This window comes from Pantoea sp. ARC270 (assembly GCF_003236725.1).
Taxonomy (GTDB): domain Bacteria; phylum Pseudomonadota; class Gammaproteobacteria; order Enterobacterales; family Enterobacteriaceae; genus Pantoea; species Pantoea anthophila.
Window position 1 is genome coordinate 1 of the sequence record NZ_PUGA01000066.1, and the last position, 12,924, is coordinate 12,924.

Here is a 12,924-nt window from a genome sequence, read left to right on the forward strand (position 1 = left end):
GTACCGGTGGTCGCGGACTCCACCTCCACCGCCAAAATCGCGCCTTTTATCAAGGCGTTTCCCGACCGGCTGATTAACGTCGGCATCGCGGAGCAGACGCTGGTGGGAACGGCAGCAGGCCTGGCGCTGGGCGGCAAAATCGCCGTGACCTGCAACGCCGCGCCGTTTCTGGTTTCACGCGCCAATGAGCAGGTAAAAGTCGACGTCTGCTACAACAACACCAACGTCAAACTGTTCGGGCTGAATGCCGGTGCCAGTTATGGCCCGTTAGCCAGCACCCATCACAGCATTGACGATATCGCCGTGATGCGCGGCTTTGGCAACATCGAGATCTACGCACCGTCCTGTCCGCTGGAGTGTCGTCAGATTATTGATTACGCCCTGGAGCACGTCGGCCCGGTCTATATCCGCCTTGATGGAAAAGATCTGCCGCAGCTGCATGATGACACCTACCGCTTCAGACCCGGCGCGATCGACCTGTTACGTGAAGGCCGCGACATCGCCCTGGTGGCGATGGGATCCACAGTTCATGAGGTGGTTCACGCCGCTGCGCAACTGGCTGAGCAGGGTATTTCAGCGGGCGTGATCGCGGTTCCATCGATTCGACCCTGTGATACCCAACAGCTGCGCAACCTGTTAAATCACTATCCGGCGGTCGTGACCGTGGAGGAGCATAACGTCAATGGCGGTGTCGGCAGCCTGGTCGCGGAAGTGCTGGCAGAAGGCGGCTGCAGTATTCCGCTGGTCCGGCTCGGTATTGCTGATGGTGAGTATGCGATTGCCGGCGATCGGGCCGCCACGCGTGCCCGTCATGGCATTGACGCCAGCAGCGTGGTGAAGAGTGCAGCGCGCATCTGCGCAGGAGTGTGAACATGGCGGGACCTCTGATTCTGGCAATCGATGAAGGCACGACCAATGCCAAGGCGATAGCGGTTGATCGTGCCGGGCGGGTGGTGGCGCGTGGCAGCCAGAGTTTAACCCTGCACCATCCCCAGCCGGGGCTGGCTGAGCAGGACCCGATGGCAATCTGGCAGGCGGTGAGGGAGGCGATCACCCGGTGTCTGGCGGCATGCGGGGGCGCGCCTGTCGCCGCCGTCGCGATCAGTAATCAGCGGGAATCGGTGCTGATCTGGCAGCGGCGCGACGGGCAGCCACTGACGCCGCTGGTAAGCTGGCAGGATCGCCGTTCTGAGTCGTTCTGTCGCGATCTGCACCAGGCAGGCAAAGCCCCCCGGATCAGCGGCCTGACCGGGCTGGCCGTCGATCCGATGTTTCCGGCGGCGAAGCTGACCGGGATGCTGGCTGCCATCCCCGATGGCGCGGCACGGGCCGCAGCCGGCGAGCTCTGCATCGGCACGGTTGATTGCTGGCTCAGCTGGCAGCTCAGCGCGGGCGAATGCTTTGTGACCGATCATGCTAATGCCGCCCGTACGCAGCTCTACAGCCTGCACCTGAACGACTGGGACGACGAGCTGCTGACGCTGTTTCAGTTGCCGCGAGCCGCGCTGCCACGCATCATCGCCTCTGCCAGTGAGCAGGGTGTGGTGGCGGTGAACACCATTCCCGGCTTAGCGCCGGGCACCCCCATTCTGGCGCGCATCGGCGATTCGCATGCCGCCCTGCAGGCGCAGCGACGCGGAGACGCTGAAGTCGTAAAAGCCACTTACGGCACCGGCTCGTCCCTGATGATGTCCATGGCGACGCCGTTACTGACCGAAAATGGCCTCAGCACTACCGTGGCCTGGCACGACGGTACGCTGCGTTATGCCTTTGAAGGCAATATTACCCACACCGGCTCAGGCGCGGCCTGGCTGGGTAAGCTGCTCGGCGTGCAGGACCCACGTGAACTGACCGCACTGGCGCAGGGCTGCGATGACAATCAGGGCATCTACTTCGTCCCGGCGCTCTCAGGACTGGGCGCGCCCTGGTGGGATTTACAGGCGCGCGGCATGGTGTGCGGATTGACGGATGCCGCCACCCCCGCGGTGCTGGCGCGGGTGGCGCTGGAGTCGATCGTCTGGCAAATCGCCGATGTCTTTTTTGCGATGGAGCAGGCGAGCGGTCAGCAGCTTCCGGCGCTGTGTGTGGATGGCAGCGCCACGGAAAACAGCTGGCTGATGCAGCTACAGGCCGATGTGTTACAGCGCCCGCTCTACCGGGTGCCCACCGCCGAAGTCTCCGCCCTGGGCGCAGCGTTACTGGCCGGCAAAGTGCTGGGATGGTGGCAGCAGGGCAGTGATATGCAGGCGCTGCAGGGGGGCAGCGTTATCCTGCCCCGTGACGCGCGCGCGCGCGCTATGCAGGAAAATTACAAAGGCTGGCTCGACGCTGTTGCCCGCTGCCGTTTTCAGCCGCGTTAAGCGCGATCCCGCGCAGCGGCGTGACGGTTTGCCTGGCCTGAAACCCCCTGAGGCCAGGCAACACTTCAGCGCGCCATTTGACGAACCTCGCCCTTATCATTCTCCACGGCAACCAGATCCACCGGCGGCAGATTGCCGCCGCTGAACTCGACCTGACGGATCGGGAAGGCGAAGCGAATATTGCGCGCTTCCAAGGCCGCCATCAGCTGCAGGTTAATCTCCTGCTGAATATCCATATATTTGTTGTAATCCGCATCCAGCACGTAATAGACCACTTCAAACGTCAGCTTCGAATCCTCAAACGCCAGGAAGTGGGCGCGGTCAAAACGCGTGGTCTCCACACCCTCGATGATCGCCTTAACCAGCGGGCTGATCTCCCGAACCTGCTCCGACGGGGTGGCGTAGCTGATGCCAAACTTAAAGACGATGCGGCGCTGCTGCATACGCTTGTAGTTGTGAATGGTCTGCTGCAACAGAATGGTGTTTGAGCAGACGATTTGCTCTCCGCTCAGGCTGCGCAGCCGGGTCGTTTTCAGGCCGATATGCTCGATGGAACCGGCAATGTCGCCAAAGACAATAAAATCGCCATGCTCAAAAGGCTTATCAAAACCAATCGCCAGTGACGCAAACACATCGCTCAGCACGGTCTGAATGGCCAGTGCAATGGCGATACCGCCGACCCCGAGGCTGGCGACCAGTGCGGTAATATTGATACCCATGTTCGACAGAATGGCGAGGAACATCATGATCCAGACCACGACCCGCAGCAGAATCCCGAGGATCACCGTGGTCACCGGATTACGCACGTGCAGCGGATCGCGCATCAGGCTCTTCAGCCACAGCCGGATGCCGCTGTCGATCCACAGGGCAAGTTGCACAATCAGCGCCAGGAACCAGCCGTGGGCAATGGTGGCGCTCCATGAGGCGGGCAGATCGACAAATTTCAGGGCGATCAGCAGCGAAAAGATCAGCAGCAGGGTCTGGCTGGTGCTTCGCAGGATCTCCACCAGGATCGCCGTGACACGAACGTGACGGTGTTCGCTGTAAAGGGCAATCCGGTTGGAGATAAAGCGAATCAGGGTGCGCAACACCCAGTAGATCACCAGGGTGGCGACCACCACGATAGCGCTGTTGAGCCAGAACGTCTGGTTAAAAAAGAGGGAGTGAAAATGACGTGATGAGAGCCAGTTTTCCATTGGGGAAGGTCTCCTTGCTGGGTTCCGGTTTAAAAGAAATCAAGCAGGAAGCATAGCCTGGATGCGGCCCTCTGGGGGCACGCATCCGGAAAGCGGTTACTGGAATCGGGTCGATTTATCGCGCGCCAGTCGCTCAAGGGAGAAGATAATCTGCTGAAGCTGTCGCTCCTGCGTTGGGTTCAGCGTGGCAAACCGGAAGCTGAGACGGGGCGTCACGCGGGTTTCATTTTTATGCGTCACGACAGTGCGTTCGCCGATGTGCAGCAGCTTAACCGGCACCTCAAAATGACCATACTCACCCAGCTCCACGCGAAACTGATTGAAACTGTCGCCATTCTGCAATCCTTCCGGCAGTGCCTCGTCCACCAGCACACCGATCCCGCCCAGCGACAGATCCTGCAGGCGCAGACGCGTTTTCCGGCCATCCGGCCACACGGTATGGCACCAGAACTCCGGCGCCAGCGGGGCAGTGACCCGGAAAAATTCCCGTCGCTGAATCTGCCACACCAGCTCGGGCAGCGGCGCGCTGAAGGCGGGCAGGCCGTCAAAATCGACCTTCTCCAGCGAGGCGAGACTGAACTCAACCTTTGCGCCGTAGGTTTCCGCCGTGATGCTGAGATCGTCGCTGGTCAGGGCGTAGTCGTTATCCAGATTATTACTGCCGAGGTCAAACAGCAGGCGGTCTGCGTCGGCAGCCAGCATCCGGCTGATAAACTGCCCGCGCGGGAAACGTACCAGTAATGGTGTCTGCAGTCGCAGCAGATCTTTCATTACGCCCAGAACCGCCAGCGTGCCACGTTTTAAATATTGTTCCTGGTCGGCTTCTTTCACATCCTGCTCCACAAGGGGTTTTATTATTTTTACGTTCTGACTACCTCATTACGGTTATCGGCGCAGCGGAAAAAAGCTTTAGACAGAGTACGCCGAAAAAATCGTGAGGGCAGGCAGGCACTTTCCGAAAAGCTCGCTATACTTAGCGCAGTAAACCGCTTGATTAATCAGGCGTTCACGATGTAATCAAAAAAGGAAGGAGCAACAGATGGGTATTATTTCCTGGATCGTCTTTGGCTTGATCGCGGGTATTCTGGCGAAGTGGATTATGCCGGGTAAAGACGGTGGCGGTTTCATTCTGACGGTGGTGCTGGGTATTATCGGTGCTGTGGTCGGGGGCTGGATCAGTACGCTGTTTGGCTTCGGCCGCGTCGATGGGTTTAACTTCGGAAGCTTTGTGGTCGCAGTGATCGGTGCCATCGTGGTGCTGTTTATCTACCGCAAGGTACGCAGTTGACCGTAACGGTTTAAACAAAAAAGGGGACGAAGCGATTCGTCCCCTTTTTTATGACTCAGACCGGATCGCTTTTTAGCGCCCTCGTCCGTCATGCTGTGAGCCTCTTTTGCTGCGAACAGACTATTGTAGCGTGATCCCACCATGCATTTTCATTAACGCTGACTGCCTCCACAGTGAAATGCGCACTCTCGACTTCACGCCGTAAATCAGGGAGCGGCTTCAGGGTCCGCCAGGGCTTGCCGGCTTTCCATAAATGGTGGCTGCAGGGATCATAGGCCGCAATGTCTGCTGAATGACGAGGTGTGCCGCACATTGAACCGATCACAAAGCGTCCCTCCGGGCTGAGCAGCCTTCTTACCTCGGCAAAGAAGCGCTGCCGATCGTCGTCGATCAGGCAGTGTAAGCAGCTGCCGTCAATAATGAGCTCAAATGTTGCCGCCTGGCAGCGATCGATATGACAGACATTGCCGACAAGAAATGTCGCGGTGAGTCCGGCTTGCTGAAAACGCTTTTCGGCCCACTCTATCGCGGTCTCTGACCAGTCTACCCCCCAGACTGAATATCCCTGCTCAGCGAGAGACTGCGCGGCCATGGCGCCATTACCACATCCCATCTCCAGTACCGGTGCGCCAGGCTCCGGTAAATAGTGGTGAGTACGGAGCCACTGAAAGATTTCTTCCTGCTGTTTTTTGGCTCTGAGATAACCTTCTCCTGCCCAGGCCACCGCGCCGTTTGCCAGAAGCTGCCTGTAATGTTGTTCATAGGGGTTCATGTCAGAGACTCCTTTTCAACGCCGGACCCTCTGTTTTATACGTCAGGGCCGCCTGCGTGTCATCGCACCATTTCGGCCATAGTTCTATCTGTGAGCGAAGCGGCAGAAAAAAGGCCGGGCGGATTTCAGGAACGTTCGGGAGGGAAAGGTCTGCAGGCAGAGAAAGATAATTCTGAGCGGATTGAAAGAGGCTGAAAAAGGCGGGTTATCAGAGGAGAAAACCCTCCGGGCTGGCCGGAGGGTTGCATCACGAAGGCTCTTATCAGAAGTCGTAACCGACGGTCGCCATCACGCTGCGTTCAGCGCCACGGTAGCAGTAGCCGGTGCCGTAACAGGCGGCCACATAGGTGCGATCGGTCAGGTTATTCGCGTTAACCTGCACCCAGGCTCCTTTCAAGCTGTTATTCCAGACACCGAGATCGGCGCGAACGGAGGCATCAAACAGCGTGACCGACGGCAGACGAGTGGTGTTCTCGTTGTCCGCCCACTGCTTGCCGATGTAGCGCACGCCCGCGCCGGCACTCAGACCGTAATCAAACTGATAGTGGCCCCAGAGAGACGCCATGCTGTTTGGCGCCACGTAAGGCGTGTGACCATCATTACCATCTACCGAATCCTTGTAGCGCAGATGATTCAGGGTATAGCTCGCCACTGTGCTCAGGCGTGAGGTGAGCTGATTACGCGCCTCCAGCTCAATACCCTGGGAATGAACTTTGCCCGATGGCGTATAGGTCGCCGTCAGCACGTCGCGGTTCGCCACATCTTTCTGCGTCAGATCATAAATCGCAGCGGTATAGAGATCGCGTGTGCCAACCGGCTGATATTTCACCCCGGCCTCATACTGTTCTGACGTGGTCGGTTTCAGCAGATTATTGTTGCGGTCGGTGAGGGCGGTGGGCGTAATCGCCTGGCTCCAGCTGACATAGGGTGAGATGCCGTTATCGAAGGCATAGAGCAGGGCGGCGCGCCCGCTGATGTGATCATCCTGACGGCGATCGCTGCCGCTGTTATTCGCGACGATGCGATCGTACCGGCCAGAAAGATCCAGATGCCAGCGGTCCAGCTTCATCTCATCCTGCAGATAGAGGCCGGTCTGGTAGTAACGACGGGTTTTATCCGCCCAGGTATAGGCTGGCATGTCACCGACCTGCTCGCCGGTCAGGGCATTCAGCTGTGAAGCCGAGCCGCCTGCCGCGGAGATCTCATTTTTGTAGCGGTGATATTCAGCACCCAGCGTCACGCGATGCTCCAGTTCACCGGTGGCAAACTCCGCCTGTAAACGGTTATCGGTAGCCCATGCCGCCAGAGAAGAGCGCTCACCTGAATAGTAGCGGTTCAGCAGATCGGGATTATTTTTATCCCAGCCAATCTGATAGACCTGATCGAGATCGACATTCGAGTGGCTGTAGCTGCCTGTTGAGGAGAAGGACCAGACGTCATTAAAGCGATGAGCGAAGTCGAAGCTGTAGATCTGCTCGCGGCGTTTGAACTGGTCGAGGTCGCTGTTGCCCTCATAGAATCCTTTGCTCAGCTTATAGCCGTTGTGTTCGGTGATGCTGCCGTCACCCGGGACGGAGCCGTGATAGCCGCCAGAGGGATCTTTCTGCAGATAGGCTTTCAGGATCAGATGGGTATCTTCATCCGGCTGCCACATCAGCTGCGGCATCAGCGCATATTTCTCTTCGCGGGTGTGATCGTACTGGGTGTCGCTGTTGCGGGTCACGCCGGTCAGACGGTACGCCCACTGGTCGTTGATGGCGTTGGTGTAGTCGAACATTGTGCCGGTGGTGGCATTGCTTCCCGCCTGCAGCTGAATGTGACCCTCTTCCGCGAACTGAGGACGCTTAGTGACCAGGTTTACCAGCCCGCCAGGCACCGTCTGGCCGTAAAGGGCCGAAGAGGGGCCTTTGATCACGTCGACGCGCTCAAGGAAGGCGTTATCCACCTGCAGAATGTTGAAACTGCCGCCGTCGCTCATCAGCCGCATGCCGTCGAGGAAGGTGTTATCGACATCGCCGCCGTGGAAGCCGCGCAGCGCGATGGTGTCGTAACGGGTGGCGGCACCGCCAAAGTTAGTAAAGACACCGGAGCTGTAGCCCAGCGCCTGATTCAGGGTCAGTGCCCCCTGGTCCTGGATCTGCTGACGGGTCACAACCGAAATTGACTGCGGTGTGGTCACCAGCGGCCGATCGCTTTTGGTTGCGCCCTGGCTGGTGGTTGCCAGATAGCCCTGGGTGGGAGAGGTCGCATCTTCCTGCGGCTGCGCAGTCACGACCATATCGGCAGCGTAACTCAGGGCAGGCGCGGCCAGCACCAGAGTGCAGAGGGGAACATAACCTTTCAGCGGCAATGACAGTTTCATCGAAATTCCTTTCTTAACAAAGGTTCAGGCAGGTGTAGTCAGTTTGTTGATACATAATCTCATTATCATAATGAGAATTATTACCTTTTGTAAAAACGCTGCAATTTTGCCTGTGGATGAGAGAACGTCAAGTAAAATTCGCTGAAGTAAGGAAAGAATACCTCCGGCCAGGCCAGAGGTATTCAGAGACTAATCAGGGCTGAGAGGCTGACGCCTGAGGAATATCGTGGGCGCTGTTACAGGTTTTATCTTTCGGGCAGTACTTATCCAGCAGTTTCAGCGTCACGCCATTTGTCCAGCCGAAGCCATCCTGCAGCGGGTACTCACCGCCGCCGCCGCCGCCGAGATTTTTGCCTTCAACGACATATTTCTCGACCAGCTTATGCTCACGGTCATAGGTGCTCTGGACATTTTGCAGGAAGCGTAATCCCACCTTTTTAGCCAGTTCTGGCTGGTTGTAATGCTCCAGTCCTTCCACTGCAACCCACTGCAGCGGTGCCCAGCCGTTAGGGGCGTCCCACTGCTGACCGTTGTTCACGGTAGTCGTGACCAGCCCGCCTGGCTTCAGCAGCTGTTTCTCTACCGCGCTGGCGGTACTTTCCGCCTGCTTATCGCTGGCGACCTGCAGATAGAGCGGGAACAGTGTGGCCGCGGTCAGCTGCGGATGAACCTGCTTTTTCTGCCAGTCATAGTCGGCATACCAGTTCTGTTTACTGTCCCACAGATAGCGGTTAATCGCCGCCTGGCGCTTCTCTGCGCGATCGGCATACTGCTTCGCCAGATCGCTCTGTTTGTTCATCTGGTACCCTTTAGAGAGCGTCTGCTCCAGATGGAACAGCAGGCTGTTGAGGTCAACCGGGGCCAGCTGTGTCGTGCGGATGGTGGAGAGATTATGCGCATCGGTAAACCAGCGTGAACTGAAATCCCAGCCCGACGCTGCCCCGGAGCGCAGCTCGCGGTAGAGTTCCGCTTTATTGCGCTGCGGCGCTTTCTGCGCGGTGGCGATATCATCCATCCAGGATTCGGTGCGCGGCACGTCACGGGCATCCCAGTAGCGGTTAAGCAGCGTGCCATCCGCCAGCTTAATCACCCGCTTGCTGGCCGCGCCCGCCGCCACTTTGTCGCTATCCGCCATCCAGTAGTCATACTCTTTCTGCAGTTCAGGCAGGTAGTGGCTGTACGCTTTGCCCTGGTCATGCGTCGCCAGCAGATCGACCATCAGGCTGAAGAATGGCGGCTGCGAGCGGCTCAGATAGTAGCTGCGGTTGCCGTTGGGAATGTGACCGTAGCGGTCAAGCAGCGAGGCGAAGTTATCCACCATATCCTGCACTTTATCCCAGTGTCCGCTCTCGGCCAGTCCCAGCATGGTGAAGTAGCTGTCCCAGTAATAGATCTCGCGGAAGCGACCACCCGGCACCACATAGGGCTTGGGAAGCGGCAGCAGCGAGTCATATTGTCCGGCGCTGCTGGTGGTGCGCGTCAGCACCGGCCACAGGCCATCAATGTGGTCACGCAGGTTTTGCCCGGCTGGCGGCACATATTTGTCGCCGGCGGCGGGCAGGGTAAAGTTGGCATCAACAAAACGCTTCAGATCGAAATTGCGCTGTTTCTTCTGCATCTGCCAGTCGGCAAGTATCGACGCGGGATCAAATTTCGGCACCGCATCGGCAAAGGTTTTCTGGTCCGGGTAGAACTTCGCCTGTTGCACGGCATTAAACAGCGGCCCCAGACGAACGTCTGGCGGCTGCGGCTGATTATCCAGCATGCGGCTGTGATCGTCGGCATGAGCAGTGAAGGCGGGTACGCTCAGCAGCAGAGTGAGCAGAAAGGGCGCATAACGCTGACGCCGTGGGGCGGCGTTTACCTCAATTTTTGTCATCGGTTTTTCTCCTTGTCCGAAATGCGGCCGCGCGTAACGCATTGACCACAGGACCAACTTTAGACCGTATCCTGACACTTCACCCTGAAGCGAGCCGGAAATGTGAAGCCACGGGAATTATTTTTAGGGTAAAAAGCCCTGCCCGACGCGGGTTTTTTCTTGCGCTGACCGGGATTTTCCCTGACGCTGAAAGAAAAAAAGGAGAGCAGGATGGAGATCATCTGGTATCACCCGTCGCAGTCTGCAACGGCCTGGATTAGGGGTTTACAACAGCGTCTGCCACAGACGCGGGTGCGTGCCTGGCAGCCAGGCGATGAGGGGCCGGCCGATTATGCGCTGGTCCGTTCCCCTCCCGCAGAGATGCTGCGGGGACGGGCCACCCTGCGCGGCGTCTTTGCCCTCGGCGCGGGCGTCGATGAGATTCTGAAACAGCTGGAGCAGCACCCGGAGATGCTGCCCGACAGCGTGCCGCTCTATCGGCTGGAAGATACCGGCATGGCGCGCCAGATGCAGGAGTATGCTGTCCATAGCGTCCTGACCTGGTTCCGCCGCTTTGATGACTACCGGCTTCAGCAGCAGCAGGCGTGCTGGCAGCCGCTGCCTCCCTATGCGCGTGAAACCTTTACCGTCGGTATTCTGGGGGCGGGCGTGCTGGGGCAGAGCGTCGCCGAGGGCCTGAAGCCCTGGGGATTCCCGCTGCGCGTCTGGAGCCGTTCGCCGAAAACCATTGACGGCGTCACCAGCTTCGCCGGTCGCGATGCTCTGCAGCCGTTCCTGCAGGGGACGCAGGTGTTAATCAACCTGCTGCCGAGTACGCCGGAGACGATTAACCTGATCGACCAGCACTTTTTAGCGCAGCTGCCGCACGGCGCGTTCCTCCTCAACATCGCACGCGGTGCGCAGGTGGTGGAAGCGGATCTGCTGGCAGCACTGGAGAGTGGTCAGCTGAAAGCGGCGGCCCTGGATGTGTTTCAGGTGGAGCCGCTTCCTGAAGCGCATCCGCTCTGGTCCCATCCGCGCGTCACAATTACCCCCCATAATGCGGCAGTCACGCTGATCGACGAAGCGATCGACTATATCGCCCGCGCCATTACTCAGGACCAGGCAGGCGAAACGCCGCCGGGCAGGGTAGATCGACAGCGCGGCTATTAACTAACCGGCCCTGTCAGGGCCGCTCAGGAGGAGAGAAGAATGTATCCGGTAGATCTGCATATGCACACTGTTGCCAGCACACATGCTTACAGCACGCTGCACGACTATGTGGCTCAGGCGAAGCAAACGGGCCTGAAACTGTTTGCCATTACCGATCACGGCCCTGACATGGCTGACGCGCCGCACTACTGGCATTTTGTGAATATGCGCATCTGGCCGCGGGTGATCGATGGCGTGGCGATTCTGCGCGGTATTGAGGCCAACATTAAAAATCAGCAGGGCGAGATCGACTGCTCCGGCCCGATGCTTGATGCGCTGGATCTGATCGTTGCCGGCTTTCACGAGCCGGTTTATGCGCCGCGCGACAAAAAACAGCACACTGACGCGATGATCGCCGCAATGGCCAGCGGACAGGTTCACATAATCAGCCATCCGGGTAACCCGAAATTCCCGGTCGATATCCCGGCTATCGCTGAAGCTGCCGCGCATTATGACGTGGCGCTGGAACTGAACAACTCTTCCTTTACCCACTCGCGTCCCGGCAGTGAACCTAACTGTCGCGCGATTGCCGCCGCGGTGCGCGACGCCGGTGGACGGCTGGCGTTTGGCTCCGATTCCCATACCGCATTTACGCTGGGCCATTTCGAACACTGCCTGCGCATCGCCCGTGAAGTGGATTTTCCGGAGGATCGGGTGTTAAATGTCACGCCGCGCCGCCTGCTCGACTTTCTGGAGCAGCGCAGCGGCAAACATATTGCTGAACTGGCTGACTTTTAACTGCTTCGTCGGGAACTCAGCCCCGCATAGGGGCTTTTCCGGGCCACCTTTCTCTGGTTTGAAAAGCACGCCTATGTTCAGATATTATCCAGCATATCTGAACAAAATAAGGCCAGGGAATGGACGCATCAAACATTGCTCAGGGAATCTGGGACAGCTTAAAGGGGCTTCCGCAGAGCCTGTATTATGGGGCTAAACGGACATATATAAACACTGGCGCAGCAGGGTATGAGCGCAAGTTGCGTAACGATCGTGAAAATGAACGTTTTTATCAGGTGGTCAAATCACTTGTACGTAATGAAGAACCTTTACGCAGATTAGTAACTACAGTAATTATCGAGTTTTACAGGAAGCTTGATGCGCAGAGTAGGGAGGCTATCCACAAACAGTTGGCCTATGGCGCCGGACGGATAGGGGGGCGTCTGGGCGGTCAGGTTTTTGTGTCCCAAACAATCGCAATGGCGATTATAAGAAACTCCCGCAGCAGTTATGCCTATAAAGCTCTGTTCCGTTTTGGTGCTGGCTTCACTCTCTCCGCTGCTCTATGGCAAGGACTTATTGAAGAAGCCGCATCAGGCAGTCGCAGGTTACAGAATCACTACAATTTCATGTACTGGAAAGTGCAGCCTCAAGGGCTGGACATGATCTATTTTGTCGTTGAAGACCAGCTAAAGCCTTATCTCGATTATATCAATAGTCACCCGCAGACGTGCCGAAGGATCAATAATGAAATTTGCAAAATGGCTGGGTAAATTTTCGGCACACCTTCTTGAGGGGACGATAACAGCAGCGATGAGTTTCCTGGCTCTCGCTTCGCTATTTTTGTTTGATAGTCTGGCTCTGAAGCTATGCGGCTTTTTTGGTTCTGTTTTGATGGGGTATGGAGCCGCTTATTTCCTTGGTAAAGCCAGAGGGGAGCACAGGGAATGACAGTGCATAGCTATTTCCTTCCCCTGAACACCCTGTGAGATAGTCTCTTATAATGCCGGTGGACGGCTGGCGTTTGGCTCCGATTCCCACACTGCATTTACGCTGGGCCATTTCGAACACTGCCTGCGCATCGCCCGTGAAGTGGATTTTCCGGAGGATCGGGTGTTAAATGTCACGCCGCGCCGCCTGCTCGACTTTCTGGAGCAGC

At 57.7% G+C, this 12,924-nt stretch carries 12 protein-coding genes and 1 pseudogene; 8 read left to right on the forward strand and 5 right to left on the reverse strand.

Going from position 1 to position 12,924, the window contains the following annotated elements:
* Positions 1 to 870, forward strand: an 870-nt coding sequence (locus CKF42_RS20540) for a transketolase family protein (protein WP_111209081.1), incomplete at its 5' end; no start/stop codon positions are given.
* 2 nt (positions 871 to 872) lie between these two features.
* Positions 873 to 2,360 carry an FGGY family carbohydrate kinase gene (locus CKF42_RS20545; RefSeq protein ID WP_111209082.1) on the forward strand — a complete coding sequence of 496 codons (1,488 nt, stop codon included), beginning with the start codon at positions 873 to 875 and terminating at the stop codon, positions 2,358 to 2,360.
* 65 nt (positions 2,361 to 2,425) lie between these two features.
* Here the strand turns inward: CKF42_RS20545 and CKF42_RS20550 are convergent, their stop codons facing one another.
* Positions 2,426 to 3,556, reverse strand: a complete 1,131-nt coding sequence (locus tag CKF42_RS20550) for a mechanosensitive ion channel family protein (RefSeq protein WP_046101629.1) — start codon at positions 3,554 to 3,556, stop codon at positions 2,426 to 2,428.
* 96 nt (positions 3,557 to 3,652) lie between these two features.
* Entirely contained in the window at positions 3,653 to 4,387 is a 735-nt protein-coding gene (locus CKF42_RS20555; protein WP_033736567.1) for a flagellar brake protein, read from the reverse strand.
* Between the two features lie 208 nt (positions 4,388 to 4,595).
* Between CKF42_RS20555 and CKF42_RS20560 the strand changes: the two genes are divergently transcribed.
* Positions 4,596 to 4,844, forward strand: coding sequence for a GlsB/YeaQ/YmgE family stress response membrane protein (locus tag CKF42_RS20560; protein ID WP_009090782.1), 249 nt, complete (start codon positions 4,596 to 4,598; stop codon positions 4,842 to 4,844).
* A gap of 88 nt (positions 4,845 to 4,932) precedes the next feature.
* Here the strand turns inward: CKF42_RS20560 and CKF42_RS20565 are convergent, their stop codons facing one another.
* From CKF42_RS20565 to treA, 3 genes are all read right to left on the reverse strand, one after another.
* Positions 4,933 to 5,616: a class I SAM-dependent methyltransferase gene (locus CKF42_RS20565; RefSeq protein ID WP_009090780.1), complete on the reverse strand. Its 684-nt coding sequence runs from the start codon at positions 5,614 to 5,616 to the stop codon at positions 4,933 to 4,935.
* A gap of 262 nt (positions 5,617 to 5,878) precedes the next feature.
* A complete protein-coding gene (locus CKF42_RS20570) occupies positions 5,879 to 7,978 on the reverse strand; it encodes a TonB-dependent siderophore receptor (RefSeq protein ID WP_111209083.1) in 2,100 nt (699 codons plus the stop codon).
* A gap of 193 nt (positions 7,979 to 8,171) precedes the next feature.
* On the reverse strand, positions 8,172 to 9,857 hold the full coding sequence (gene treA / locus CKF42_RS20575; protein WP_058958366.1) for an alpha,alpha-trehalase TreA: 1,686 nt from the start codon (positions 9,855 to 9,857) through the stop codon (positions 8,172 to 8,174).
* Positions 9,858 to 10,067: 210 nt separating this feature from the next.
* On the opposite strand from treA, the gene ghrA reads away from it, so the two are divergent.
* From ghrA to CKF42_RS20600, 5 genes and pseudogenes are all read left to right on the forward strand, one after another.
* Positions 10,068 to 11,009: a glyoxylate/hydroxypyruvate reductase GhrA gene (gene ghrA, locus CKF42_RS20580; protein ID WP_111209084.1), complete on the forward strand. Its 942-nt coding sequence runs from the start codon at positions 10,068 to 10,070 to the stop codon at positions 11,007 to 11,009.
* Positions 11,010 to 11,048: 39 nt separating this feature from the next.
* Positions 11,049 to 11,786 (forward strand): phosphatase, encoded by a 738-nt coding sequence (locus CKF42_RS20585; protein WP_111209085.1) that lies wholly within the window; start codon positions 11,049 to 11,051, stop codon positions 11,784 to 11,786.
* Positions 11,787 to 11,905: 119 nt separating this feature from the next.
* Positions 11,906 to 12,538 (forward strand): hypothetical protein, encoded by a 633-nt coding sequence (locus CKF42_RS20590; RefSeq protein WP_111209086.1) that lies wholly within the window; start codon positions 11,906 to 11,908, stop codon positions 12,536 to 12,538.
* On the forward strand, positions 12,513 to 12,716 hold the full coding sequence (locus CKF42_RS20595; protein ID WP_046101635.1) for a hypothetical protein: 204 nt from the start codon (positions 12,513 to 12,515) through the stop codon (positions 12,714 to 12,716). Before CKF42_RS20590 ends, CKF42_RS20595 begins: the two co-directional genes overlap by 26 nt.
* A gap of 54 nt (positions 12,717 to 12,770) precedes the next feature.
* A pseudogene (locus tag CKF42_RS20600) lies at positions 12,771 to 12,924 on the forward strand (phosphatase); the annotation flags it as partial.